Consider the following 26,467-nt stretch of genomic DNA (forward strand, 5'->3'; position numbering starts at 1 on the left):
CCCGGCAACAAGGGCTACTTCGTGACGCGATCGTACCAGACCATATCCGCGTTCAGCCCCTGCTGATACCCCTTCACGTTATCGCGCACCACGATCTGGGTTTTGCCCTGATCGACGAACACGTACGGCGAATTCTGCTGCAGCTGTTCCTGCATCTTCTTGTACAGATCCAGACGCTTCGCCGGATCCGGCTCGGCTACCGCCGCCAGCGTGGCTTTATTCAGCTCCGGAATTTTCCAGCCGTTCAGGCCGGCCACGGTACTGGATTTGCCGTCGTTCCACGCGAAGGCGCTGGCGTTGGAGTGCGCATCGAAGTAGTCCGGGATCCACAGACGAATCGCCGCCTGATGCTGCTTCGCGCGCACGCGGGCATAGACCTGGCTCCCGGCGGCTGGCAGCAGTTCCACCTTCACGCCGCCCTGGGCAAAGCTCGCCTGCATCGACTGGGCGATGGTGATAAACGGCGGCTTGTTCTCCACGTCCAGCGTGAAGTGCGCGTCTTTAATGCCCGCTTTCTCGAGGATCGCTTTCGCTTTCGCTGGGTCAAATTTAAATGGATTGTCTTCCAGCGCGCCCGGCAGGCCGACCGGCAGGAAGCTCTGATGAACAAAATACTGGCCTTTCAGCAGGTTTTTGGTGATGCCTTCATAGTCGACCAACCAGCGCGAGGCCTCCCAGAATGCCGGGTTGTTCAGCAGCGGGTTGGCGCTGTTAGCGGTGTTAAACACCAGGTAATTCTGCTCCGCGGACGGGATGCTCAGCACCTTGACGCCGGGCTTGCCGTCGAGCGCGCTAATCTGATCTGCCCCCAGATCGCGCGCCACGTCGGCATCACCCTGCTGGATCAGCAGGCGGCGCGAAGCCGGATCGGGGACGTTTTTAATAATGATGCTTTTCAGCTTCGGCGCGCCGCCGGGGGCGGAGTCGTTTGCTTCCAGCACGATGGCCTGATGCGGCTGATAGACGCGCATTTTGAACGCGCCGCTGCCCGCCGAGTGCATTTTAAGCCACGCGTTGCCAAAGTCGTTATCCTTCACGTTCGCCGCAACCTGCTTCTCATCGACGATGGAGGCAATCGGCGTGGAGAGAATATTCAGCGCCACCGCCGGGCTGACGTCCGCCGTCCAGTGAAGCTGGAGGGTATGGTCATCCACCTTTTTCAGCTGGCTGGCGATGTTGCTGGCGTCCCAGCCCAGCACGTTGAGGATAAAGGCCGGGGATTTGTTCAGCGTCACGGCGCGGGTATAGGAGAAGATCACGTCTTCCGGGCGCAGCGGGTTGCCGGAGGCAAATTTCGCATCGGGCTTGAGTTTGATTGTCAGGGTTTTTGCTGCCGCATCGGCTTCCCAGCTTTCCGCCAGAATCGGGGTGATTTTTTCCGGGTTATCGCGGTCCGGTTGCACCAGGCGCTGATACAGGCTCGGCACGGTCTGGATACTCGAAAGCTCGTTGGCTTCAGCCGGGTCGAGGCTTACGATGTCATCAAGCCCCTGCGCGACAACCAGCGTGTTGGGCGGAGTAGCGGCGTGGGCAACGCTTGAGAGCGCAGCCAGCACCAGTAACGGCAGCAATTTTTTAGTCATAGCGATCCCTGAAGAAAATATATTGTGATTGTTTTATGCTCCGCTACGGTAGGCTGACTGAGGATTTCCTCAAAGTCGAAATTCTGCTTTGCTTATGCCCTCCGGATATAACGCATTCGGTCTGGTTATGAGTCGCCTCTCTTCTCGCCCGCTTTTTAACCTGCTATAACAAACTCCTTACCTTTCAGGGAGTCAACGCCGTGCCCGAAATCAATCAACATGGTCAAACCGTTAACGATATCGTCCCAGACTGGAAATGCGCCCGCGTGTTAACCCGCACGCCGCTTACCGGCCAGTACTGCCGTCTTGAGCCGCTGGATGCGGAGCATCACTCTTCAGATTTGTTCGAAGCCTATGCTCTGGGCGACGACAGCGACTGGACGTGGCTTGCCAGCACGCAGCCGGAAAGCGTGGAAGCGACCGCGCACTGGGTGCTGGGAAAGGTGCTGGACGATGACCTGGTGCCCTTTGCCGTGATCGATTTACGCACCGAAAAAGCGGTAGGGCTGGTGAGCTATATGGCGATCGAGCGGTTTCTCGGCTCGGTGGAAATCGGCCACGTCACCTGGTCGCGCAAGATGAAAGGCACTCGCATCGGCACCGAAGCGGTGTGGCTACTGCTGAAAAACGCCTTCGAGCATAAGTACCGTCGGCTGGAGTGGAAGTGTGATTCGATGAATATCGCCTCACGTAGCGCGGCAGAGAGGCTGGGGTTTGTCTGGGAGGGACGGCTGCGCCAGAAGCTGGTGCGCAAAGGGCGCAACCGCGACAGCGATATGCTCTCTATTATTGACGGCGAATGGCCGCAAAGGGACGCGGAGCTGCGCGCCTGGCTGGCGGCGGAGAATTTTGACGGGGAAGGGCGGCAGATTAAGCGGTTAGAGGCGTTTAGGTTATAGGTGTTTTTGTAGGGTACATCTGAAACGGTCGATCAATCTGCGGAAATGGCTATTTCAATCAAATTGGTTTTTCCGGACTTCAGCCCCAGCGTCACCGCCGTGGCGATATCCGCGGCCTGGGTGACCCGGCAGCAGCGGATGCCCAACGCGGTACCCAGCGACTGAAAATCAATTTGCGGGTTAATCAGATCCATCCCGATAAAGCGCCCCAGCTTCGTCGAACTGTAGCCCGGCTGACCTTTCATAAAGTTCTTCAGGATGTTGTACTCCAGGTTGTTCATCACGATAAAGGTGACGGGCAACGCTTCGTGCGCTGCCGTCCAGAGCGCCTGCGGTGAATAGAGTGAAGCGCCGTCGCCAACCAGACACACTACCGGCTCGCGCCCCAGCCCCAGCGAGTGACCCACTGCTGCGGGCATCCCCCAGCCCAGACCGCCGCCGCGCATAAAGTAGTATCGCTGATGCTGACGATCGGAAATAAACTTGCGGACGTGTCTGGCCGTGGCAATGGCCTCATCGACAATCGTCGTGCCCGCCGGAATGGCGCGGATGACTTCCCAGGCCGCCACCATCGGTGAGATGGCCGGGCGCAACCGTTCGGCGGTCAGGCGTTCTTCCTGCTGCCGCCACTCGTTTTCCCGCTCCTCGCGCGCCTGAGCCAGCAGTTGCTGGTGGAGCAGCTTGCTGGCGGCCCGGTGCTGGTCCAGTCTCGGCAGCAGGTCGTGCAGAGAGAGCTTGATATCACCCATCACCGAAAGGCGAGTGGCATACGAGCGGCCAAGTTCGTTCATATCCGCCGAGAGCTGATACACCGCGCAGCTTTCCGGAATGGCCTCGCCCTCGCTATACAAAATGGCGATCAGGCTTCTGCCGCCGATGATAAACACGGCATCGTAGGCGTTGATGACGCTGGCAATTTCTCCTGCGGTGGTGGGCATGTTGCCCCGCCAGAGCGCGTGCTGGGTGGGAAAAGGCAAATTCAGCGGCCAGGAGGAGCCGTAGACGTGGGCGCTGAGCGCTTCTGCAAGCTGGACAATCTCCTGCGTTGAGCCGCTGGAGTGAACTTCATCTCCCGCCACTATCATGACCCTGCCGGGGGGAACCGCGCTGAGCGCCTGCGCCAGCTCGTCCAGCGAGCCCGCGACGGTGTGATAGTCCACTCTGGACGCCGTCTGTATCCCGGCGTCGCTCAGCTCTTCCATGACGTTCATCGGCAGAGAGAGAAGGACCGGGCCACCCGGAGGATAGCTGGCCGCGTGAAACGCGCGGCGCACCAGCACCGGGAGTTGGTCGGCGCTGGTAACCTCCTGCGCCCATTTAACCACCGGTGAGCCAATGGAGACAATGTCATCATACAGAAGCGGGTCGCGGACGTAGTGCCGCGTGTCCTGCTGTCCGACGGTGACCACCAGCGGGGTTTTCATGATCCGCGAATTAATCAGATTCCCCATGCCGTGCCCCAGACCGCTGGCGGTATGCAAATTGATAAAGCCGGTTTTGCCGGAGGCTTTTGCGTAGCCGTCGGCAATGGCAACCACGCTGCTCTCCTGGAGCGCCAGAACATAGTGAATATTTTCATGACGAAGCAGAGCATCGATGAGCGGAAGTTCGGTGGTGCCGGGATTGCCAAAAATATATTCCACGCCTTCACTCTCCAGCACCTCAAGGAGAATATCGGCGCCGGAGCGCATATTTAAATCTGATAAGGACGTTAATGATTTAATCATAATGACACCTCATTCAGTATTATTTAAGGCATGCTAAAATTCTTCCTGCGTCGGACGAACAACAATTTCATTAATATCAACGTCGCCGGACTGTTCGATAGCAAATAAAACGGAGCGGGCAATCGCGTCAGCCGAAATAGCCTGCTTATAAAATTCATGGAGAAATTTTTTACTCTCTTCGTCTGAGCTGCCGAACTGCAGCTCGCTTTCGACCGCGCCGGGAGAGATAAGCGTGGTGCGTATCGTTTTACCTGCTTCCTGGCGCAGACCCTCGCTCAGCGCGCGAACGGCGAATTTTGTCGCGCTGTACACCACGCCGCCGGGGGCAAGGACCTTGATGCCCGCCACCGAGGCAACGTTAATAAAGTGTCCGCTTCCCTGGCGCAGGAACACCGGTAATGCGGCCGCGACGCCGTACAGCACCCCTTTCAGGTTGGTATCAATCATCTTGTCCCATTCGTCGGTTTTCAGCTCGCTTAGGGGGGCGATAGCCATAAAGCCAGCGTTGTTGATCAGCACGTCCACGCGCTGGTATGCGGAGATGGCGGCCTCAATGGCACGCTGGACCTCTTCCTGACGGGTCACATCGGCCTTGACGGCGATGGCCTTACCGCCTTGCTGGATTATCCTGTCCACGAGGGCATTAATTTTGTCCTGACGGCGCGCCACCAGGACCAGTGAATACGCGTTATTCGCTAAATGGAGGGCTATGGCCTCACCAATCCCGCTGCTGGCTCCGGTGATAACGACAACCTTGTTTGCACTATTATTCATGATCTTATCTCACTGTTGTGTGATTCAAAAAATAAAAGGCACGGAAGGATTAAAGAATAACGGTGAATTCTTTAATTCTCGTTTTTTGATATATTTTATATCTGACATGGAATAAGGTTCATTTAAAACTTAATGGAGTCCGGAAGAGTATGTCAATAACGTTTTATAATAATAAAATTAATTGCAAGCCTAATATTTAATTCTTATATGTAACTGTCATATGAACAGAATGAAATTGGGTGGTCCTCGCGTCCCTGCGAATTAGGCAGGAGGGTTATATTTTTCCACTGTAAAGCACGGGCCCCGTGGGAAGGCCGGTGGGTGAGCCTCCCTCTGGTTCAAGGCTTATCGCTATCGTGGCGTCAGGAGTCAGCGCTGTGTTCCTGAGCGTAACGCGTGTCGGTATGGCGGTATGCAGCAGCCCCAGCGATATCGGTGCCTGACCGTCAGGGATCAGCCAAAGCTGCAGGCTATGTTGCGCCGCAATGGCGTTCGGTCTGAGCGGGGTAATGCTCAGATGCTCGCGTCTGGCGTCCGCACTGACTACCCACTCCCCATGCTGCCGGGCATCGTTAAGCACCATTAGCGGAGCGAGTTCCGGCGTGCGGGTGGAATACCAGGCAATGACGGTAACGGCGGCGAGGGAAGCCGCGGCCAACCAGCCGATATAAGGACGGCTTTTACGCAAAGGCATTGTAGAGGGCAGATCGAGGGCGATTCTCTTCCACACCGTTTCTGGCGGAGGAACTGGCGCAAGATGGCTATCGAGCGTGCTGAACATGTTCTGCCAGTATGCAGCGCGGGCGGCCAGGGCGGGTTCAACGGCAAGCCTTTTCTGAAACTGAAGCCGCGCCCCTCCCCGCAGGGTGCCGAGGGCATATTCTGCTGCCAGCATGTCGTCGCGTTTTTCAGCGTCATTCATAGCCCTACACACTCCCGAAGATGATCCATTGCGCGGCGGATCCAGCTTTTTACTGAGCCCACAGGCTGCTGAAGCCAGTCTGCTATGTCGCTGTGGGACATGCCCTGATAGTAGGCGAGCGTAATGCTCTGACGCTGTTCGTGGCTCAGGTGTTCCAGGCAATGCCTGAGCCGTGCTGCCTGCGCGTCGTCGTGCCAGCTGTTCGGCTCGTCGCTTTCGCTCAGCAGAATATCTTCGGAATACGACTCCTCGCGGGCGGCAGCGCGGGTTTGCCCGCTGCGCAGCCAGTCAATACAGCGGTTGCGAACAATATGCGTAAGCCAGGTCATCGGAGAACTCAGGGCGGCGTTATAGGTTTCAGCTTTACTCCAGACGGTGACAAAACAGTCGTGAAGGATCTCTTCTGCCCAGGCGCGATGATGAAGCATGCGCAGCGCGACGGCAAACAGGTGAGGCGATGTGAGTCGGTAAAGTTGTTCAAATGCGCGGCGATCGCCGTTAGCGATCGCCTGCATTAATTTCAACTGCTGTTGAGCCAGCGCGTTATCCATGTTTTTCCCGGAAGGCAACGTCACACTTCCGAAGTATAGACAACTACTTAGGCATCAGGACGGTATCAATCACATCGATCACGCCATTTTTCTGATGGACGTCATAGGTGCTGATGTTCGCCACGTTACCTTTACCGTCCTTGAGCTGAATATTGTGCGGGCCGTTGCTCATGATCCACAGAGGCTGACCGTTAACGGTTTTCAGTTCAGCGTGGCCGCCGCCCTGTTTAATTTTCTGCTCCAGCGCTTTCATATCGTAATTACCGGCTACCACGTGATAGGTCAGGATGCTGGTGAGCAGCGCTTTATTTTCCGGCTTCACCAGATTGTCGACCGTACCCGCAGGCAATTTTGCAAACGCCGCATCGGTTGGCGCAAAAACGGTGAAGGGACCTTTGCTCTGAAGCGTATCTACCAGCCCGGCCGCTTTGACCGCCGCAACCAGCGTGGTGTGATCTTTTGAATTCACAGCGTTTTCAACAATGTTTTTGCTCGGGAACATTTCCGCTCCGCCCACCATCACGGAGCCTGATGTCATGGCCGCTGATGCGCCTGCACAGAAGAGTAAAGCGCTGGATACGAATGCAACACTGAGTAGCTTTTTCATCATTTATCCTCGGATTAGGGAGCAAAGGCGTTGCTCACATACTCACATACGAGGGCAGGGGGAAAACTGGATGCAGGGAAATGAAAATAAATTTTTGAAGGGGTAGGTTAATCCCCTCTCCCCTATGGGGCTGAGGGGGCCCCACAAAGTAATGCCAGCACGGAACAGTCCCCTCGCCCCTCCGGGGAGAGGGTTAGGGTGAGGGGAACATACAGCTGTAGTGGTCATTCCGTTCACTTTATGTTCCTTGCTACTCTGTAACTCCATAACCGGTGAACGTGCCAGGGTGGCTCAGTCGCCACCACCCTGGCGACCCGGGCTCCCGGCGGTAAATCGCCGCTACGCGGTGCCCTCGGCTTATTCCTTCCGGCTTATCGGGGACGGGCGGAGGTAACGTCCCTGTAAAGCCCGCCCTCTCGGCGCATCCATGCGCCTCGCCCCGGCCTGCAGGAAACGCCTCAGCGATTTACAGCCGGACCAGGGCATCGCTGAAAGGCTTCAGTCGTTCTTAAACAACGTTATTGCTGCTGCTTAAAAATTACTGGGGATCCTTCAGCCTATGGGGAGAGGGCCAGGGTGAGGGGAAATATTTTCAGCGCCTCACCGGTGCCCCGTTCGCCACATAATACGCCGCCGTGCTCTTCGCCAGCGGCGCGCGACCGCGAATGGCGTCGGCAACCTTCTCGCCAATCATAATGGTGGTGGCGTTCAGGTTGCCGGTGATGATCTGCGGCATAATTGACGCATCCACCACGCGCAGCCCTTCCAGCCCGTGAACGCGACCTTCGCCGTCGACCACCGCCATCTCGTCATAGCCCATCTTGCAGGTGCCACACGGGTGGAAAGCGGTTTCGGCGTGGTTGCGCACGAACTCGTCCAGCTGTTCGTCGGTCTGGCAGTCGATGCCCGGGCTGATCTCGCGCCCGCGGTATTTATCAAGCGCCGGCTGGTGCATGATCTCGCGGGTGATGCGGATTGCGTCGCGGAACTCCTGCCAGTCCTGCTCGTGAGACATATAGTTGAACAGGATCGCCGGATGCTGGTGCGGATCGCGTGACGTGATGCGCACGTGCCCGCGGCTCGGCGAGCGCATGGAGCCGACGTGGCACTGGAAGCCGTGCTCTTTCACCGCGTTCGAGCCGTTGTAGTTAATCGCCACCGGCAGGAAGTGGTACTGAATATTGGGCCACTCGAACTCTTCGCGGCTGCGGATAAACCCGCCCGCCTCGAAGTGGTTGCTCGCGCCCACGCCGGTGCCGCCAAACAGCCACTCGGCGCCAATCTTCGGCTGGTTCCACCACTGCAGGGCAGGGTAGAGGGAAACCGGCTCTTTGCATTCGTACTGGAGGTACATCTCCAGGTGATCCTGCAGGTTTTCGCCCACGCCGGGCAGGTCGTGTACCAGCGGAATATCGAACTGCTTCAGCAGCCCGGCATTGCCCACGCCGGAGCGCTGCAGGATCTGCGGGGAGGCTATCGCCCCTGCGCACAGCAGCACCTCTTTGTTCGCCGTCGCTTTGGATGGGATAGTGCTTTCGCCTTCCAGCCACTCGACGCCCACGGCGCGTTTGCCGTCAAAGACAATATGATCGGTCATGGCGTGGGTGCGGATGGTCAGGTTCGGACGCGGTTTCGCCTGGTCCAGATAGCCGCGTGCGGTGCTGGCGCGTCGGCCCTGCGGCGTGACCGTGCGGTCCATTGGCCCGAAACCTTCCTGCTGATAGCCGTTGAGATCCTCAGTGCGAGGGTAACCCGCCTGCACGCCGGCTTCGACCATCGCTTCAAACAGCGGGTTCACGCCTGGTTTCGAGGTGGTGACGCTCACCGGACCGTCGCCGCCGTGGTAGTCGTTCGGCCCCACGTCGCGCGTCTCTGCCTTGCGGTAGTAGGGCAGGCAGTTGAGGTAGCTCCAGTGCTCCAGACCCGGCTCTTTAGCCCAGTTGTCCAGATCCATGGCGTTGCCGCGCACGTAGCACATGCCGTTGATCAGCGACGAGCCGCCCAGCCCTTTGCCGCGTCCGCACTCCATGCGACGGTTGTTCATGTAAGGCTCTGGCTCGGTTTCATACGCCCAGTTGTAACGCTTGCCCTGCAGCGGAAACGCCAGCGCGGCGGGCATCTGGGTGCGGAAGTCAAAGCGGTAATCCGGCCCGCCCGCCTCAAGCAGCAGGACGGTGGTATTTGGATCTTCAGTCAGTCGCGTTGCCAGTACGTTGCCGGCAGAGCCGGCCCCGATAATGATGTAGTCAAATTGCAAATAAACCTCCCGGTTAAAATATGGACTGGAATTTACCCATCTCAACCTGGATGGACTTCACCTGGGTGTAGCTCTGGAGCGTCATCACCCCGTTCTCGCGGCCAATGCCGGAGTGTTTGTAGCCGCCCACCGGCATCTCTGCGGCGGATTCACCCCAGGTGTTGATCCAGCAGATGCCCGCTTCGAGCTGATGAATAGCGCCGTGCGCGCGGTTCAGGTCGGCAGTAACGATGCCCGCCGCCAGTCCGTAGTCGGTGTCGTTGGCGCGGCGGATCGCTTCTTCATCGGATTCATAGGAGAGGATGGACATCACCGGGCCGAAGATCTCTTCGCGCACGATGGTCATCTCGTCGGTGCAGTCGGTAAACACGGTCGGGGCGACCCACGCGCCGTTATCAAAGCCGTCACCCTTTAGCACGTCGCCGCCGCACAGCACGCGCGCGCCTTCCTCTTTGCCTTTGGCGATGTAGCGCAGCACGCTGTCGCGGTGCGGGAAGCTGACCATCGGGCCAAAGTTGGTGCGTTCGTCGAACAGATCGCCCGCGCGGATGCGGCCCACGCGCTCGACGATTTTCTGCTCAAACGCGGCTTTAAATTTCGCGGGCACGAACACGCGGGTGCCGTTGGTGCACACCTGGCCGGAGCTGAAGAAGTTCGCCATCATGGCGATGTCCGCCGCGAGATCCAGATCCGCATCGTCAAAAATAATGAGCGGGGATTTGCCGCCCAACTCCATCGTCACCTCTTTCAGGGACGAGGCCGCCGAGTTGGCCATCACTTTCTTGCCGCTGGCGACGCCGCCGGTGAAGGAGACTTTCGCAATGCCCGGATGCTCGGTCAGGTACTGTCCGGTCTCCGCGCCCACGCCCGGCAGGACGTTAAACACGCCGTCCGGAACGCCCGCTTCGGTGTAGATCTCGGCAAGCTTCAGGGCAGTGAGCGGGGTCACTTCGCTCGGCTTGAAGATCATCGCGTTGCCCGCCGCCAGCGCCGGGGCGGATTTCCACAGGGCGATCTGGATCGGGTAGTTCCACGCCCCGATGCCCGCCACCACGCCCAGCGGTTCGCGGCGGGTGTAGACGAATGAGGTCTCACGCAGCGGGATCTGGCTGCCTTCCAGCGCCGGGATCAGCCCCGCGTAGTATTCCAGCACGTCCGCGCCGGTGACGATGTCGACGGTTGAGGTTTCGGAATACGCTTTACCGGTGTCGAGGGTTTCCAGCTTTGCGAGCTCGTCGTTGCGCTCGCGCAGGATATCGACGGCGCGGCGCAGAATGCGCGAGCGCTCCATGGCGGTCATCGCCGCCCAGATTTTTTGCCCGCGCTGTGCGCTTTCCACGGCGCGGTCCACGTCTTCGCGCCCGGCGGCCTGTATGCTCGCCAGGACTTCACCGTTGGCCGGGTTGATGGTCTCGAAGGTGCGACCGCTGGTGGCGGATGTATAACCACCATTGATATAAAGCTGCTGTTCTGCCATTCGGGACATAAATCCTCCTCGGTTATTCGGTCGGTAAATGCTGGCTGATAAAGTGGCTGGTGAGCGACTGGGCCAGCGTCTTATCCAGCGGCTTGCCGCTCAGGGCGGCGCGCAGCCACAGCCCGTCGATCAGCGCCGCCAGCCCGTAGCCCGCCTCTTCGGCCTGTTCGCGCGGCAGCTCGCGGCGGAACTCGTAGACCAGGTTCGACAGGAGACGGCGGCTGCTCACCTGCTGCAGGCGGTAGAGCATCGGCTGGTGCATGCTGCTCGCCCAGAAGGCCAGCCAGGCCTTCATCGCCGCACCGCTGGTCTGGGTTTCATCAAAATTGCCGCCGACAATGGCCTGCAGGCGCTGCTCCGCGCTGCCGTCAGGCAGGGCGTGCAGACGGCTCAATACCGCATCGCGCAGCTGGCCGGTGATGTCGCGCATGGTCGCTTCCAGCAGACCGTTTTTGTCTTTGAAGTAGTGGCTGATGATCCCCGTGGAAACGCCCGCCCGACGGGCGATCTGCGCGATCGTCGCGTCATGCATACCCACTTCATTTATTGCTTCCAGCGTGGCGTCGATAAGCTGCCTGCGCCGGATCGGCTGCATCCCCACTTTGGGCATTTTTGCCACTCCATTCATCAGCGTTGGTTAACCATTAAAGCGGTTTTTGATTGGACGTTCAATATAAAATGTGTCTTAATTGTTGCGGATTTGGATTTCAATAGTTACAAAAACAGTGGGGATACTGGATGACAGACCTTTCACAGGACAGAGAAAAAGACAAAATCAACCCGGTCGTTTTTTATACTTCCGCCGGGCTGATTTTGTTGTTTTCCCTGACGACCATTTTCTTTCGTGATTTTTCTGCCGAGTGGATTGGGCGCACCCTGAACTGGGTGTCGAAGACCTTCGGCTGGTACTATCTGCTGGCGGCGACGCTCTATATTGTCTTCGTGGTCTGCATTGCCTGCTCGCGCTTCGGTTCGGTGAAGCTCGGGCCCGAGCAGTCCAAGCCCGAGTTCAGCCTGCTGAGCTGGGCCGCGATGCTGTTTGCCGCGGGCATCGGCATCGACCTGATGTTTTTCTCCGTGGCGGAACCGGTCACGCAGTACATGCAGCCGCCGGAAGGGGCAGGTCAGACGATGGAGGCCGCGCGCCAGGCGATGGTCTGGACGCTTTTCCACTACGGCCTGACCGGCTGGTCGATGTATGCCCTGATGGGCATGGCGCTCGGATACTTTAGCTATCGTTATAATTTACCCCTCACCATCCGCTCCGCGCTCTACCCGATCTTCGGTAAAAAGATTAACGGCCCGATTGGCCACAGCGTCGACATTGCGGCGGTGATCGGCACCATCTTCGGTATCGCGACGACGCTCGGGATTGGCGTGGTGCAGCTCAACTACGGGCTGAGCGTGCTGTTTGATATCCCGGATTCAATGGCCGCCAAGGCGGCGCTGATTGCGCTCTCCGTCATTATCGCCACCATCTCGGTGACGTCGGGCGTGGATAAGGGCATCCGCGTGCTGTCCGAGCTGAACGTGGCGCTGGCGCTGGGCCTGATCCTGTTCGTGCTGTTTATGGGCGATACCTCGTTCCTGCTCAATGCTTTAGTGCTGAACGTGGGCGACTACGTGAACCGCTTTATGGGCATGACGCTGAACAGCTTCGCCTTCGACCGCCCGGTAGAGTGGATGAACAACTGGACGCTGTTCTTCTGGGCGTGGTGGGTGGCGTGGTCGCCGTTTGTCGGCCTGTTCCTCGCGCGCATTTCGCGTGGCCGCACCATTCGTCAGTTTGTAATGGGCACGCTGATTATCCCGTTCACCTTTACCCTGCTGTGGCTGTCGATTTTCGGCAACAGCGCGCTGCACGAAATTATCCACGGCAATGCGACCTTCGCGCAGGAAGCGATGGCGCACCCGGAGCGCGGCTTCTATAGCCTGCTGGCGCAGTATCCGGCGTTTACCTTTAGCGCCTCGGTGGCGACCATCACCGGCCTGCTGTTTTACGTCACCTCGGCGGATTCCGGCGCGCTGGTGCTGGGGAACTTCACCTCAAAGCTGAAGGACATCAACAGCGACGCACCGAACTGGCTGCGCATCTTTTGGTCCGTCGCCATCGGCCTGCTGACGCTCGGCATGCTGATGACCAACGGTATCTCTGCGCTGCAGAACACCACGGTGATCATGGGTCTGCCGTTCAGCTTCGTCATCTTCTTCGTAATGGCCGGGCTGTATAAATCACTCAAGGTGGAAGATTACCGCCGCGAAAGCGCCAACCGCGACACCGCGCCGCGACCGCTGGGGGCGCAGGATCGCCTGAGCTGGAAGAAACGCCTCTCACGCCTGATGAACTACCCCGGCACGCGCTATACCCGACAGATGATGGAGACGGTGTGTTACCCGGCAATGCAAGAGGTGGCGCAGGAACTGAAGCTGCGCGGTGCCTACGTGGAGCTGAAAAACCTGCCGCCGGACGAGGGCGAGAACCTGGGACACCTGGATCTGCTGGTGCACATGGGCGACGAGCAGAACTTTGTCTATCAGATCTGGCCACAGCAGTATTCGGTTCCCGGCTTTACCTACCGGGCGCGCAGCGGGAAGTCGACCTACTACCGGCTGGAGACCTTCCTGCTGGAAGGGAGCCAGGGGAATGATTTGATGGATTACAGCAAGGAGCAGGTGATTACGGACATTCTGGACCAGTATGAACGGCACCTGAACTTTATCCATCTGCACAGGGAAGCGCCGGGGAATAGCGTGATGTTCCCGGATGTCTAAACGGATTCTTAAAATACCTTTAATCTGTATATAAATACAGTTGTATGGCGCAATATTACTCAAGGAAGAGTAACAATGCAGCAAGAGCCTGACCCTGATGTCTTCAGGCTTTTGCTGCGATTAAGGAAGGAACCATGGATGAGTCACGCGATAGAGTTTATCGAAACATCTCTCTTTACCCGGCAGATAAAAAGCATTGCTACGGATGATGAATTAAAGGATCTGCAAAAGGAACTCATTGCCTGGCCTGATAAAGGCGACCTGATCCAGCAGACGGGTGGTTTACGTAAAATAAGAATGGCGGCAGGCACAAAGGGAAAGAGAGGCGGTGCCAGAGTGATTTACTTTTTTGCCACGGAGGAGGTGATCTATTTCATCATGGCCTATCCAAAAAACACCAAGGATAACCTGACTGAGTCAGAGAAAGCAGAACTTAAAAAACTTACTTCTGTTCTGAAAAATACGGCTTCCAATGCCATAAATAAAAGGTGTACTATGTACTCCAGTCAGGCAGGCGGAGGCTAACAATGAGTATCTTTGATGAGTTAAAATCTTCGCTCGAAGAGGCTGTTGAGATCCATAGCGGAAGGAAAGCGGCTTCCAGAGTTACTCGCTATGAAGTTGCAGATGTTCGCGCAATCAGAGAACAGCTCAATGTCACGCAAAGTGAAATGGCTAAGGCGCTTGGCACGAGCGTTGATACGATAAAAAGCTGGGAGTCTAAACGCCGAAACCCAACGGGATTAGCGGCGAAAGTGCTGAATGTGATTCGGGAAAACCCTGCGTTTTATAAAGCGCTTGCAGGGCAGTGAGTCATCCCCATGCCGTAAGGTGGGAGTTGTCCATCACATCGGCCTACCAGAGCGCTTTACCGTAGGCCTGATAAGCGAAGCACCATCAGGCGCAGTTTGACATCTTCCGACCAATACCTCTCCTGACCTCCCCTCTGCTGACACAACTTTAATGATAACCATTTTCATTTAAATATAGCCTGTGCTATACCTTATAGCACGGGCTAATTTTGCTTTGAATTTAATCACCTCAGGAGACTTCTGCGATGCACCCACGGCAAGGATTGAAGCGTCTGTTGCTCGGCGCGCTGCTCATGACTGCGACCACGACCGGCGCGCTGGCGGCTGAAAAGTTTCAGGTTATCACCACCTTTACCGTTATAGCCGATATGGCGAAAAACGTGGCGGGTGACGCCGCAGACGTGACGTCCATCACTAAGCCGGGCGCTGAAATTCACGAGTATCAGCCCACTCCGGGTGATATCAAACGCGCGCAGAAGGCGCAGCTGATTCTGGCGAACGGCATGAATCTGGAGCTCTGGTTCCAGCGTTTTTATCAGCACCTGAACGGCGTGCCGGAAGTGATTGTCACTAACGGCATTACGCCGATGGGGATCGGCGAGGGGCCGTATAACGGCAAGCCCAACCCGCACGCGTGGATGTCGCCGGACAACGCCTTGATTTACGTTGATAACATCCGCGACGCGCTGGTGAAGTACGATCCGGCCAACGCGCAGACTTACCAGCGCAACGCCGACGCCTACAAGCAGAAGATCACCGCCACTCTCGAACCGCTGCGTAAGCAGGTGGCGGAGATCCCGGAAGACAAGCGCTGGATGGTGACCAGCGAAGGTGCCTTCTCCTATCTGGCGCGGGATCTGGGGATGAAAGAGCTTTACCTGTGGCCGATCAACGCCGATCAGCAGGGCACGCCCCAGCAGGTTCGCAAGGTGATCGACCAGGTGAAAAAACATCATATCCCGGCGGTGTTCAGCGAAAGTACGGTCTCCGATAAGCCCGCGCGTCAGGTGGCGCGGGAAACCGATACCCACTACGGCGGCGTGCTGTACGTCGACTCACTGAGCGCGGAAAACGGCCCGGTGCCGACCTATATCGATCTGCTGAACGTCACCACCCGCACGCTGGTGCAGGGCATCCGTGACGGCATGAAGGAGTAACCATGCACGAGGGGATTGTTGTCTCAGACGTCACCGTGACCTACCGCAACGGCCACACGGCGCTGCGCGACGCGTCGTTCAGCGTGCCGGGCGGATCGATTGCCGCCCTGGTTGGCGTGAACGGTTCCGGCAAGTCCACGCTGTTCAAGGCGGTGATGGGCTTTGTGCGGGCGGCGAGCGGCACTATTACTATTCTGGGGCTGCCGCCTCACCGGGCGCTGCGCCAGAACCTGGTCGCCTACGTGCCGCAGTCGGAAGAGGTTGACTGGTCGTTTCCGGTGCTGGTCGAAGATGTGGTGATGATGGGCCGCTACGGGCACATGGGGTTTCTGCGTCGGCCCAAAGATCGCGACAGACAAATCGTGACCGACGCCCTGAAGCGCGTGGATATGCTCGAGCTGCGCCACCGGCAGATTGGCGAGCTGTCCGGCGGGCAGAAGAAGCGCGTGTTTCTGGCCCGGGCGATTGCCCAGCAGGGTGAGGTGATCCTGCTCGACGAGCCGTTTACTGGCGTGGACGTCAAAACCGAAGCCAGGATCATCAGCCTGCTGCGCGAGCTTCGCGACGAGGGCAAAACGATGCTGGTCTCGACCCATAACCTGGGCTCGGTCTCGGAGTTTTGTGATTACACGGTGATGGTCAAGGGCACCGTTCTGGCGAGCGGCCCGACGGAAACCACCTTTACCGCCGAAAATCTCGAGCGCGCCTTTAGCGGCGTGCTGCGCCACGTGGTGCTCAGCGGTTCGGAAGATCGCATTATTACCGACGATGAACGCCCCTTCGTGACGCACCGACAGGAGGCAAAATGAACGCGCTTCTCGAACCCTTCGGCTACGAGTACATGCTCAACGCGATGTGGGTCTCGGCGATGGTGGGCGGGCTGTGCGCGTTTCTCTCCTGCTATCTGATGCTTAAAGGCTGGTCGCTGATCGGCGATGCGCTGTCGCACTCCATCGTGCCCGGCGTGGCGGGCGCTTACATGCTCGGGCTGCCGTTCTCGCTGGGGGCGTTTTTATCCGGCGGACTGGCGGCGGGCAGCATGCTGTTTCTCAACCAGCGCAGCCGCCTGAAGGAGGATGCCATCATCGGGCTGATCTTCTCTTCCTTTTTCGGGCTCGGGCTGTTTATGGTCTCGCTTAACCCGACCTCGGTGAACATTCAGACCATCGTGCTCGGCAATATTCTGGCTATCGCCCCGGAGGATATCGTTCAGCTGACGATTATCGGCGTGGTGTCGATGGTTATCCTGCTGTTCAAATGGAAAGATCTGATGGTGACCTTTTTTGATGAGAATCACGCCCGCGCCATCGGCCTGCGCCCTGAACGCCTGAAAATTCTCTTCTTTACCCTGCTGGCGGTCTCTACCGTGGCGGCGCTGCAAACCGTCGGCGCGTTTCTGGTGATCTGTCTGGTGGTCACCCCCGGCGCGACCGCGTGGCTGCTGACCGACCGCTTCCCGCGCCTGCTGATGATTGCGGTCGCCATTGGCAGCATCACCAGCTTCCTCGGCGCGTGGGCCAGCTACTATCTGGACGGCGCGACCGGCGGCATTATCGTGGTTGCCCAGACGCTGCTGTTCCTGCTGGCGTTCGTCTTTGCGCCGAAGCACGGGCTGCTCGCCAGCCGCCGTCGGGCGCGTCAGACGCAGGAGGCACAGCCATGATGGCGCTGCTCCTTGAACCCTTCCAGTTTGCGTTTATGAACAACGCGCTGCTGATTTCACTCCTGGTGGCCGTGCCCTGCGCGCTGCTGTCGGTTTTTCTGGTGCTGAAAGGCTGGGCGCTGATGGGCGACGCCATGAGCCACGCGGTGTTTCCCGGCGTGGTGCTGGCGTGGATGATGGGCCTGCCGCTGGCGCTGGGGGCGTTTGTGGCCGGGTTATTCTGCGCGGTCGCCACCGGATACCTGAAGGATAACAGCCGAATCAAGCAGGATACGGTCATGGGGATCGTGTTTTCCGGCATGTTCGGCGCGGGCCTGATCCTCTATATCGCCGTCAAACCCGAGGTGCATCTCGACCACATTCTGTTCGGCGATATGCTGGGCATTAACGGGATGGACATTCTGCAAAGTGGGATCGTGGCGGGGCTGATCGCGCTGGTGATTGGCCTGAAGTGGCGCGACTTTCTGCTGTTCTGCTTTGATTACCAGCAGGCGCAGGCGAGCGGGCTGCGCACCCGCTGGCTGCACTACGGCTTACTGTGCATGGTCTCGCTAACCATCGTGGCGACGCTGAAGGCGGTGGGGATTATTCTGTCGATTTCGCTGCTGATTGCCCCCGGCGCGGTGGCGGTGCTGATCACCCGACGCTTCCACATGGCGTTGCTGGTCGCGGTCGCCGTTTCAGCCCTCGTGTCGGTAAGCGGTGTGTATGCGTCGTTTTATCTCGACAGCGCGCCTGCGCCGACCATCGTAGTGCTGTTCGCAATGGTGTTTATCGTGACGTTCGGGGTCACCAGCGTGAAGGCCCGTCGGCAGGAGAGCGTGACAGCAGGGTGATCGCCTGTTCACCCTGCTGTTGCCAGTGAAGGGTGAAGGCGGCGCCTTCGTTAAAGTCTGCCAGTTGACGAGTCAACGCCAGCGTAAGCGTCTTATCGTCAAGCTTTGTCACCCGGGCGCTGTCAAACCCCATATAAGCCTGCGCCCGTGGAAAGAGGGCTTTAAACAGGCTCTCTTTGGCGCTAAACACCAGCGTCAGTGCAAGGGCGAACGGGTATCCCGAGCGGGAAAGCACAGGCTCTTCCTGCAAATCGATGATCCCATCCTTTATTTCTCTGGCTTCGTTTTCGGGAAGTATCGCTTCGCAATCGATGCCGATAAGCGCCTGTCGCTCGCGGACCACAACCGCCATGGCCTGCGTACCGCTGTGGGTGATGCTGCCGGAAATACCGTCCGGCCAGAGCGGTTCGCCGCTGGGACCGATGCCGGGAACGGGGTGATCCGGTAAGGCGTGCGCGGCGGCGATACGACCCGCCAGGTGCTCGGTTTTGCGTTTGCGTCCGGCGTGTGAAAGCTCAGCGTGGTGGGGGAGCCAGAGGAGATCGGCGTCGGTGAAGGTGGTGGGGTCGAAGGTAATGCGGTGAACGGTGAGGTTGGCGAGAGCGAACGTGCGGTGGGTGGTGTGCATGGGATTTCCTTTATCAACGAATAGTGCGGCCTGATGCCCTCACCCCGACCCTCTCCCACAGGGAGAGGGAGCAAACACTAAAAACGGCAACAGGGTTGCCGTTTTGCTTTCACCTAGAAATGCGTATTCACGCTCATATACCAGGTCCGGCCCGGCTCATTATACGTATACGCACCCGCACCGTACATATACGCACCGGTAGTGGTGTTCCCGGTGGTCTGGGCATTACCCGCACGCCACTGGCGCTTGTCGAAGACGTTATCCACGCCGCCGGTCAGGCTGACGTTTTTGGTCACGTCCCAGGTCGCGCTCAGGCCAACGATGCTGTACGGGCTGACTTCGTCTTTCTCAGACCCGGTCACCGGCTGACCTTTGTAGTTGTACTTCTTCGGCTGCTGCTTGCCGTACCAGGTGAAGGTCGACTGGAGCGACACGTCCTGATGCACCTGCCAGCTCAGGGTTGAGTTCAGCGTGTACTCCGGAATAATCGACAGACGGTCGCCGGTCTCCTTATTCTTGCTCTGCAACATGTAGGTGATGTTGTTGGTCCAGTTGATGGTGTCGCTGACCGGCACGTTCAGGGAGCCTTCCAGCCCTTCGACCACCGCCTTCGGCACGTTTTCCCACTGGTAAATATCGGTGGTGACTTTGCTGGTGGACGTCTGACCAATCGGCGCGTAGCCCGCTTCGATCTTGTCGCGATAGTCGTTACGGAACCAGGTCACACCCGCCTGCCAGCCGTCACGTTTCCACTCCAGGCCGATCTCTTTGTTGATGCTGGTTTCAGCTTTCAGGTCGTCGTTACCCATCATGTAGCAGCCCACGCCGTCGGAGCTTGCGTAGCAGCCCTGACCTTTGCTGTAGAGCAGGTAGTTCGGGTTAGTCTGGTACAGGCTCGGTGCTTTGTAGGCGCGCGCGATCCCCATCTTCAGCGTAAATTCATCGCCAAGGCCCTGCGAGAGGTTGAGCGACGGGCTCCAGTTATTGCCGACGATGGTGTGGTGATCGAAGCGCAGGGCAGGGGTCAGCATGGTGCTGTCGGTCAGCTCCATGTTGTTTTCGGCGAACAGGGAGAAAATCTCCGCCGAGGAGTACGGGCTGCGGTCGTCGCTCATGCCCGGAATGGTGCCGCCCTGCTGGGCCTGGGTGTTAGAGGTGGAATCCTTCATGCGCTGCTGGTTCCACTCGGTGCCCAGCGTCAGGTTCTGGTTGACGATGAAATCAATCGGCAGGTTGATTTCGCTGTGCAGCATCACGTCGGCCAGGTCGGTGTCGGTGAATTTATTGCTGTTGAACAAGCCTTCCAGACCGCCCGCCAGCCCTTCGCCCAGACGGGAGTTGCGGGTGTGTTCGTACTGCGCCCAGTTGCTGGTGGTAATGCCGTTATCCCAGCCGCCGTTCCAGGTCACCGCAAAGTTCTGGCGGTAGATACGGTTAGTCTCTTTACCGTAGTTTTTCTTCACCAGCCCGCTGGAGCTGTTGTCGTTGTTGGTGTTCTGCGTGTCACCTGCGTACAGGTTGTTCTGGCGGCTGTAGCCGGCTTCAAACTCCAGAGACTGCATTGGCGCGAAGTCCCAGCGCACCACGCCGTTAATGTCTTTGTTTTCCACACCTTCACGGCCTGCGGGCAGCGTGTCGGCGTAAGCACCGGTACGGTCAGACTGGTGGCCCTGATTGATGTCCCACGCGTCGGCCTGGGTTTTGTCCAGGTTGCCGAACATGCGGAAGCTGAAATCGCCGCCCAGCGGACCGCTGAGGCTGAAGTTGGTACGCTTGGTGGAACCTTCGTCCTTGTGTTCTGGCGCATTCAGGTAGGTGTTCCAGGAGCCGTGCCACTGGTTGTCGAATTTTTTGGTGATGATGTTCACCACGCCGCCAGCCGCGCCGTTACCGTAGCGCGCGGCGGCCGGGCCGCGGATCACTTCGATGCGTTCGATCATCTCTGGTGGCACCCAGCCGGTATCGCCGCGGGTATCTCGCTCGCCGCGCCAGCCCAGGCGGATGGAGTTACGGCTGGTGACCGGCTTACCGTCGATCAGGATCAGGGTGTTTTCCGGGCCCATGCCGCGAATGTCAATCTGACGGTTGTTCCCGCGCTGGCCGCTGGTGGAGTTCCCGGTCAGGTTGACGCCCGGCATGGTGCGGATGATTTCAGCCACGTCCCGCGCGGGCGGGTTTTTGCGGATTTCATCGGCGGTGATGGTCGACACGCCCGGCGCCTGCAGGTTCTGCTCGGCGGCGGTGATCACCATCGTGTCTTCGTGCTGCGCGGTGGCGGTGTTGTCGTCAGCCATGGCGGGCAGCGCGACACCATAAATCCCTAAATTGACCAGCAAGGCCAGAGAGTGAATCTTCTTATTCATTGTACGTCCCGCTTTTATGGTTATTTAATGAGCGCGCTTCCCACAGCGCGGGCATTACGCTATTGCAAATGCAAATAGTTATCAATAATATTATCAATAAAATTTGTCCTGAAACAAAAAAGACTGTTAAACATGAGGTTATAAGGGTGACGGCGTTAACAACGGGAAGTGAAGCCTGGTGGCAGTCGAAAAACGGGCCAGAATGGGAACGTCTGAAGGCGAGCTATCGCGTCACCTTCTGGTGGCGTGACCCGGCAGGAACGCAGAAAACGTCAACGGTTAAACGCGTCTGGCTCTACATCACCGGCGTGACCGATCATCATCAAAATGCCCGCCCGCAATCTCTTGAGCGCATCCCGGATACCGACGTCTGGCAGTGGCAGGGCGAGTTCAGCCCCGAATGGCGCGGCAGCTACTGTTTTATCCCCTCCGATAACGAAAACGATTTTGCCAGCGCAGTGTTTGAAGGCGAGCAGCCGGACCGCATGGCGCTGCGCGAAGGCTGGCGCAAACTGTTGCCGCACGCGGTCTCCGACCCGCTGAATCCGCAGAGCTGGCGCGGCGGGCGCGGTCACGCCGTCTCGGCGCTGGAGATGCCGGATGCCCCCGTTCAGCCCGGCTGGGATCGTCCCGATACGCCGTATCAGCCGCCGGTCTGCATTGAGTGGAACAGTGCACGTCTGAACAACCGTCGCCGCGTGTGGATTTTTACCACCGGAGATGACAGCTCCGGGCGCCCGCTGGCGGTGCTGCTCGACGGGCAGTTCTGGGCCGAAAGCATGCCCGTCTGGCCTGCGCTGGCGTCGTTGACCCGCGACGGCAAACTGCCGCCTGCGGTCTACGTCTTAATTGATGCGATCGACACAGAACATCGCAGCCGGGAACTGCCCTGTAATCCCGATTTCTGGCTGGCGGTGCAGGAAGAACTCCTTCCCCTTGTGAAAACAACCGCCTCGTTCAGCGACCGTGCCGATCGGACCATCGTGGCGGGCCAGAGCTTTGGTGGCCTCTCTTCGCTTTATGCTGGCCTCAACTGGCCGCAGCGTTTTGGCTGCATCCTCAGCCAGTCCGGCTCTTACTGGTGGCCGCACCGCGGCGCGCAGCAGGATGGGCTGCTCATCGAACAACTTAAAGCGGGTGAAAAAACCGCACGCGGGCTGCGCATTGTCCTCGAGGCCGGGCGCAACGAGCCGCTTATCTTCCGCGCGAATCAGGCGATTTTCGCCGAACTACACACGCAGCAGCCGATTTTCTGGCGTCAGGTTGACGGCGGGCACGATGCGCTTTGCTGGCGCGGTGGGCTGACGCAGGGGCTGATGACCCTCTGGCAGCCGCTTATTCACTAACGGAGTCTGTATGGAATTCAGCAATCCTTTCGATAATCCGCAGGGACAGTTCGCCATTCTGCAAAACGACCAGGGGCAGTACAGCCTGTGGCCGCAGCAGTGCGAACTGCCCGCAGGCTGGCGCGTTGTCTGCGAGCCGCAGTCCCAGGAGGCGTGCCAGCAGTGGCTTGCCGGGCATTGGCAAACGCTTGTCCCGTCCCATTTTGCGGAGGGGAGCGCATGAACCGTCTTCCTATCGTTGCCGCCCAGCCGGGTATCTGGATGGCGGAGCAGCTTTCCTCCCTGCCAAACGCCTGGAGCGTGGCGCACTACACCGAACTGAAAGGCGACATTGACGCGCCATTGCTGGCAAAAGCGATTGCTGAAGGCATGATGCAGGCCGATACCCTGCGGATGCGTTTTGCCGAGGATAACGGCGAGGTGTGGCAGTGGGTGGATGACACCTTCATTCTGCCGGAGCCGTCCATCGTTCGCGTTACCTCTCACGACGACGCCGTGGCGCTGATGGAGGCCGATCTTAACCAGAACTTGCGCGTCGATAGCGGCCAGCCGCTGGCGTTTCACCAGCTGATTCAGGTGGGGGACAGCCACTGGTACTGGTATCAGCGCTATCACCATCTGGTGGTGGATGGCTTCAGCTTCCCGGCCATTACCCGCCAGATCGCCGCGATTTATACCGCCTGGAAAAAGGGTGAACCGACGCCTGCACCCCCGTTTACGCCGTTTGCCGAGGTGGTGGACGAGTATCAGCGCTATCGCGACAGCGAGGCGTACGCGCGCGACGGTGCCTTCTGGGCAGAGCAGCGCAAGCAGCTTCCTTCTCCGGTCTCGCTCTCTTCCGCGCCGCTGCCGGGACGCGCCGCCACTACCGACATTCTGCGCCTGAAAATTGCAATGGACGGCCGCGCCTTTAGCCAGCTTGCACAGGCGGCAGGGCAGGCACAGCGCACCGATCTGGCCCTTGCGCTGGTGGCGCTGTGGCTGGGCCGCCTCACCGGACGGCTGGACTACGCCGCCGGGTTTATCTTTATGCGCCGCATGGGTTCCGCGGCGCTCACCGCGACCGGGCCGGTGCTCAACGTGCTGCCGCTGGCGGTCAATATCGACGCGCAGGAGAGCCTGCCCGCGCTGGCGCTGCGACTGGCTAACCAGCTGAAAAAAATGCGCCGCCATCAGCGCTACGACGCCGAGCAGATCGTGCGCGACAGCGGGCGTGCCGCAGGCGACGAAGCGCTGTTTGGCCCGGTGCTGAACGTTAAAGTTTTCGATTATCAGCTGGATATCGACGGCGTGGAGGCCATCACCCACACGCTGGCAACCGGCCCGGTGAACGATCTCGAGCTGGCGCTGTTCCCGGACGAGCAGGGCGATCTCCGCATTGAGATCCTCGCCAATAAACAGCGTTACGATGAGGCGACGCTTACCCGTCACGTGGCGCGCCTGAACGCGATGCTGCTGCAGTTTTCGGCTAATCCGGACCTGCGCTGCGGCGAAGTGGAAACCGTTTCAGAGCAGGAATACGCGAAGCTCGCCCGCATCAACGATACCGGGCTGGCGTTACCGTCTACCACGCTGGCGGATCTGGTGGCGGAGCAGGCGAGCAAAACGCCGGACGCCCCTGCGCTGGCGGATGCGCACATCGAGCTGAACTATCGCCAGATGCGCGAGCAGGTCGTCGCGCTGGCAAACTTACTGCGCGAACGCGGCGTGAAGCCCGGCGACAGCGTGGCGGTGGCCCTGCCGCGCTCGGTGTTCCTGACGCTGGCGCTGCACGGCATCGTCGAGGCCGGTGCCGCGTGGCTGCCGCTGGATACCGGCTACCCGGACGACCGCCTGCGGATGATGCTGGAGGACGCGAAGCCGTCCCTGCTCATTACCACCGACGAGCAGCTCCCGCGTTTTAGCGATCTGCCGATTACGACGTTTAGTTACAACACACTGTTACCGGCTGCGGATGCGAAACCGCTCCGCCTGGCGACGCCGGAGCAGACGGCGTACATCATCTTTACCTCCGGTTCGACGGGACGCCCGAAAGGGGTCATGGTCGGCCATACCGCAATCGTTAACCGCCTGAAGTGGATGCAGGACCATTACCCTCTGACGGCGTTTGACGTGGTGGCGCAGAAAACGCCGTGCAGCTTTGACGTGTCGGTGTGGGAGTTCTGGTGGCCGTTTATCGCCGGGGCGAAGCTGGTGATGGCCGAGCCGGACGCGCACCGCGATCCGCAGGCAATGCAGAGTTTCTTTGCGCAGTACGGCGTGACCACCACCCACTTCGTGCCGTCGATGCTGGCGGCCTTTGTCGCCTCGCTGACCCCGGAAAACGCTGCGTGCTGCAAAACCCTTAAGCAGGTGTTCTGCAGCGGCGAAGCGCTGCCTACCGGGCTGTGCCGGGAGTGGGAACAGCTCACTCGTGCGCCGCTGCACAACCTCTATGGTCCAACGGAAGCGGCGGTGGATGTGAGCTGGTATCCGGCGTTTGGCCCCGAGCTGGCGGCGGTGGAAGGCAACAGCGTGCCAATTGGCTTCCCGGTGTGGAACACGGGGCTACGCATCCTTGACGCGATGATGCGCCCGGTGCCGTTCGGCGTGGCGGGCGACCTTTATCTCACCGGCATTCAGCTGGCGCAGGGGTATCTGGGCCGTCCGGATCTCACCGCCAGCCGCTTTATCGCCGACCCGTTTGCCCCCGGCGAGCGGATGTACCGCACCGGCGACGTTGCCCGCTGGCTGGACAACGGCGCGGTGGAGTATCTGGGCCGCAGCGACGATCAGCTAAAAATTCGCGGTCAGCGCATTGAGCTAGGTGAAATCGACCGGGCGATGCAGTCGCTGCCGGACGTCGCCCAGGCCGTCGCCCACGCCTGCGTGTTCAACCAGGCGGTGGCAACCGGCGGTGATGCCCGTCAGCTGGTAGGGTATGTCGTCTCTGAATCCGGCTTACCGCTGGATCGCGACGCGCTGCTGGCGTCGCTCAAAGCCCAGCTGCCGCCGCACATGGTGCCGGTAGTGCTGCTGCAAATCAGCGCGCTGCCGCTCAGCGCGAACGGCAAGCTCGACCGCAAGGCGCTGCCGCTGCCGGAGCTGACCAGCAAAACTTCTGGGCGCGCGCCGGAAACCGAAACCGAAGTCGCCGTCGCGCAGGCGTTTTCCGCGCTGCTGGGCTGCGAGGTGAGCGACATTGAGGCCGACTTCTTTGCCCTCGGCGGCCACTCGCTGTTGGCGATGCGCCTGGCGGCGCAGCTTAGCCGCGCGTTCGAGCGCAGGGTGACGCCGGGGCAGATTATGGTCGCCTCCACGGTGAGCAAGCTCAGCGCGCTGCTGGACTCGCAGATGAGCGACGAGCAGGCGCAGCGTCTGGGGTATGAAACCCTTCTGCCGCTGCGCGAAGGTAATGGCCCGACGCTGTTTTGCTTCCATCCGGCGTCCGGCTTTGCCTGGCAGTTTAGCGTGCTGGCGCGCTACCTCAGCCCGCGCTGGTCCGTCATGGGCATTCAGTCGCCGCGCCCGGAAGGGCCGATGCAGCAGTGTGCGGATCTGGATGGAGTGATTGAGCATCATCTGAATACGTTGCGTAAGCAGCAGCCGCAGGGGCCATACTATCTGTTCGGTTATTCTCTCGGCGGCACGCTGGCGCAGGGCATTGCGTCGCGTCTTTGCCAGTCGGGTGAAGAGGTCGCGTTCCTCGGCCTGCTGGATACCTGGCCGCCGGAAACCCAGAACTGGGCGGAGAAAGAGGCCAACGGTCTCGACCCGGAGGTGCTGGCGGAAATCGAGCGCGAGCGCCAGGCGTTTATCGCCGCGCAGCAGGGGCAGGGCTCCAGCGAGCTGTTTAACGCTATCGAAGGCAACTACGCCGACGCGGTGCGGTTGCTGACCACGGCTCACAGCGCGCGCTTTGACGGCAAAGCGACGCTGTTTGTCGCCGAGCGAACGCGAACGATGGATCCGCAGCAGGCCTGGTCACCGTGGGTGGCGGAGCTTGAGGTGTACAGCCAGGATTGCGCCCACGTGGATATCATTTCACCGCAGGCATTTGAGAAGATTGGGCCGGTACTGAAGGAAATTTTAGTATAGTGCAAATGCCCGGTGG

General features: G+C 59.3%; 22 protein-coding genes. 11 read left to right on the top strand and 11 right to left on the bottom strand.

Going from position 1 to position 26,467, the window contains the following annotated elements; all coding sequences use genetic code 11:
* Positions 1–14: 14 nt before the first annotated feature.
* Positions 15–1,583, bottom strand: coding sequence for an ABC transporter substrate-binding protein (locus ACTJJA_RS01625; RefSeq protein WP_440665831.1), 1,569 nt, complete (start codon positions 1,581–1,583; stop codon positions 15–17).
* Between the two features lie 200 nt (positions 1,584–1,783).
* Here ACTJJA_RS01625 and ACTJJA_RS01630 point away from each other — a divergent pair, with 200 nt between their 5' ends.
* Positions 1,784–2,482 carry a GNAT family N-acetyltransferase gene (locus tag ACTJJA_RS01630; RefSeq protein ID WP_440665833.1) on the top strand — a complete coding sequence of 233 codons (699 nt, stop codon included), beginning with the start codon at positions 1,784–1,786 and terminating at the stop codon, positions 2,480–2,482.
* A 32-nt stretch (positions 2,483–2,514) separates the two neighbouring features.
* On the opposite strand, the gene ACTJJA_RS01635 is transcribed toward ACTJJA_RS01630, so the two are convergent.
* The 8 genes from ACTJJA_RS01635 to betI all read right to left on the bottom strand — a co-directional run bounded on the left by ACTJJA_RS01635 (position 2,515) and on the right by betI (position 11,407).
* Positions 2,515–4,209, bottom strand: a complete 1,695-nt coding sequence (locus ACTJJA_RS01635) for a thiamine pyrophosphate-binding protein (RefSeq protein ID WP_440665835.1) — start codon at positions 4,207–4,209, stop codon at positions 2,515–2,517.
* A gap of 33 nt (positions 4,210–4,242) precedes the next feature.
* Positions 4,243–4,983 (bottom strand): SDR family oxidoreductase, encoded by a 741-nt coding sequence (locus tag ACTJJA_RS01640; protein ID WP_440665837.1) that lies wholly within the window; start codon positions 4,981–4,983, stop codon positions 4,243–4,245.
* A 274-nt stretch (positions 4,984–5,257) separates the two neighbouring features.
* Entirely contained in the window at positions 5,258–5,905 is a 648-nt protein-coding gene (locus ACTJJA_RS01645; protein WP_440665839.1) for an anti-sigma factor, read from the bottom strand.
* Positions 5,902–6,456: an RNA polymerase sigma factor gene (locus ACTJJA_RS01650; RefSeq protein ID WP_440665841.1), complete on the bottom strand. Its 555-nt coding sequence runs from the start codon at positions 6,454–6,456 to the stop codon at positions 5,902–5,904. The genes ACTJJA_RS01645 and ACTJJA_RS01650 overlap by 4 nt, the downstream gene beginning before the upstream one ends.
* A 43-nt stretch (positions 6,457–6,499) precedes the next feature.
* Positions 6,500–7,063: a fasciclin domain-containing protein gene (locus ACTJJA_RS01655; protein ID WP_023334833.1), complete on the bottom strand. Its 564-nt coding sequence runs from the start codon at positions 7,061–7,063 to the stop codon at positions 6,500–6,502.
* Positions 7,064–7,655: 592 nt separating this feature from the next.
* Positions 7,656–9,320, bottom strand: a complete 1,665-nt coding sequence (betA, locus tag ACTJJA_RS01660) for a choline dehydrogenase (protein WP_440665843.1) — start codon at positions 9,318–9,320, stop codon at positions 7,656–7,658.
* A 13-nt stretch (positions 9,321–9,333) separates the two neighbouring features.
* Positions 9,334–10,806: a betaine-aldehyde dehydrogenase gene (betB, locus tag ACTJJA_RS01665; protein ID WP_440665845.1), complete on the bottom strand. Its 1,473-nt coding sequence runs from the start codon at positions 10,804–10,806 to the stop codon at positions 9,334–9,336.
* A 13-nt stretch (positions 10,807–10,819) separates the two neighbouring features.
* Positions 10,820–11,407, bottom strand: a complete 588-nt coding sequence (betI, locus tag ACTJJA_RS01670; RefSeq protein WP_108415800.1) for a transcriptional regulator BetI — start codon at positions 11,405–11,407, stop codon at positions 10,820–10,822.
* Positions 11,408–11,535: 128 nt separating this feature from the next.
* Between betI and betT the strand changes: the two genes are divergently transcribed.
* The 7 genes from betT to ACTJJA_RS01705 all read left to right on the top strand — a co-directional run bounded on the left by betT (position 11,536) and on the right by ACTJJA_RS01705 (position 18,037).
* The gene (betT, locus tag ACTJJA_RS01675; protein WP_089599352.1) at positions 11,536–13,569 is read left to right on the top strand and encodes a choline BCCT transporter BetT; all 2,034 of its coding nucleotides are present in this window, start codon (positions 11,536–11,538) and stop codon (positions 13,567–13,569) included.
* Positions 13,570–13,707: 138 nt separating this feature from the next.
* Entirely contained in the window at positions 13,708–14,094 is a 387-nt protein-coding gene (locus ACTJJA_RS01680) for a type II toxin-antitoxin system RelE/ParE family toxin (protein WP_440666556.1), read from the top strand.
* Positions 14,095–14,096: 2 nt separating this feature from the next.
* Positions 14,097–14,381 (top strand): NadS family protein, encoded by a 285-nt coding sequence (gene nadS / locus ACTJJA_RS01685; RefSeq protein ID WP_440665848.1) that lies wholly within the window; start codon positions 14,097–14,099, stop codon positions 14,379–14,381.
* 245 nt (positions 14,382–14,626) lie between these two features.
* Entirely contained in the window at positions 14,627–15,538 is a 912-nt protein-coding gene (locus ACTJJA_RS01690; protein WP_312961976.1) for a metal ABC transporter substrate-binding protein, read from the top strand.
* 2 nt (positions 15,539–15,540) lie between these two features.
* A complete protein-coding gene (sitB, locus tag ACTJJA_RS01695; protein ID WP_010428383.1) occupies positions 15,541–16,347 on the top strand; it encodes an iron/manganese ABC transporter ATP-binding protein SitB in 807 nt (268 codons plus the stop codon).
* On the top strand, positions 16,344–17,201 hold the full coding sequence (sitC, locus tag ACTJJA_RS01700) for an iron/manganese ABC transporter permease subunit SitC (RefSeq protein ID WP_440665850.1): 858 nt from the start codon (positions 16,344–16,346) through the stop codon (positions 17,199–17,201). Before sitB ends, sitC begins: the two co-directional genes overlap by 4 nt.
* Positions 17,198–18,037 carry a metal ABC transporter permease gene (locus ACTJJA_RS01705; protein ID WP_042713803.1) on the top strand — a complete coding sequence of 280 codons (840 nt, stop codon included), beginning with the start codon at positions 17,198–17,200 and terminating at the stop codon, positions 18,035–18,037. Before sitC ends, ACTJJA_RS01705 begins: the two co-directional genes overlap by 4 nt.
* Here ACTJJA_RS01705 and entD read toward each other — a convergent pair.
* Positions 17,991–18,665 (bottom strand): enterobactin synthase subunit EntD, encoded by a 675-nt coding sequence (gene entD, locus ACTJJA_RS01710; RefSeq protein ID WP_440665853.1) that lies wholly within the window; start codon positions 18,663–18,665, stop codon positions 17,991–17,993. The two genes, ACTJJA_RS01705 and entD, sit on opposite strands and share 47 nt — an antisense overlap.
* A 113-nt stretch (positions 18,666–18,778) precedes the next feature.
* Entirely contained in the window at positions 18,779–21,028 is a 2,250-nt protein-coding gene (locus tag ACTJJA_RS01715) for a TonB-dependent siderophore receptor (RefSeq protein ID WP_010428395.1), read from the bottom strand.
* A 146-nt stretch (positions 21,029–21,174) separates the two neighbouring features.
* On the opposite strand from ACTJJA_RS01715, the gene fes reads away from it, so the two are divergent.
* From fes to entF, 3 genes are read left to right on the top strand one after another with little or no spacing between them, the layout of a single operon-like run.
* Positions 21,175–22,374: an enterochelin esterase gene (fes, locus tag ACTJJA_RS01720; RefSeq protein ID WP_440665855.1), complete on the top strand. Its 1,200-nt coding sequence runs from the start codon at positions 21,175–21,177 to the stop codon at positions 22,372–22,374.
* Positions 22,375–22,384: 10 nt separating this feature from the next.
* Positions 22,385–22,597 carry an MbtH family protein gene (locus tag ACTJJA_RS01725; RefSeq protein WP_221550594.1) on the top strand — a complete coding sequence of 71 codons (213 nt, stop codon included), beginning with the start codon at positions 22,385–22,387 and terminating at the stop codon, positions 22,595–22,597.
* The gene (entF, locus tag ACTJJA_RS01730) at positions 22,594–26,451 is read left to right on the top strand and encodes an enterobactin non-ribosomal peptide synthetase EntF (protein ID WP_440665858.1); all 3,858 of its coding nucleotides are present in this window, start codon (positions 22,594–22,596) and stop codon (positions 26,449–26,451) included. Before ACTJJA_RS01725 ends, entF begins: the two co-directional genes overlap by 4 nt.
* Positions 26,452–26,467 lie beyond the last annotated feature (16 nt).

The organism is Enterobacter sp. 22452 (assembly GCF_052045065.1).
Taxonomy (GTDB): Bacteria; Pseudomonadota; Gammaproteobacteria; order Enterobacterales; family Enterobacteriaceae; genus Enterobacter; species Enterobacter mori.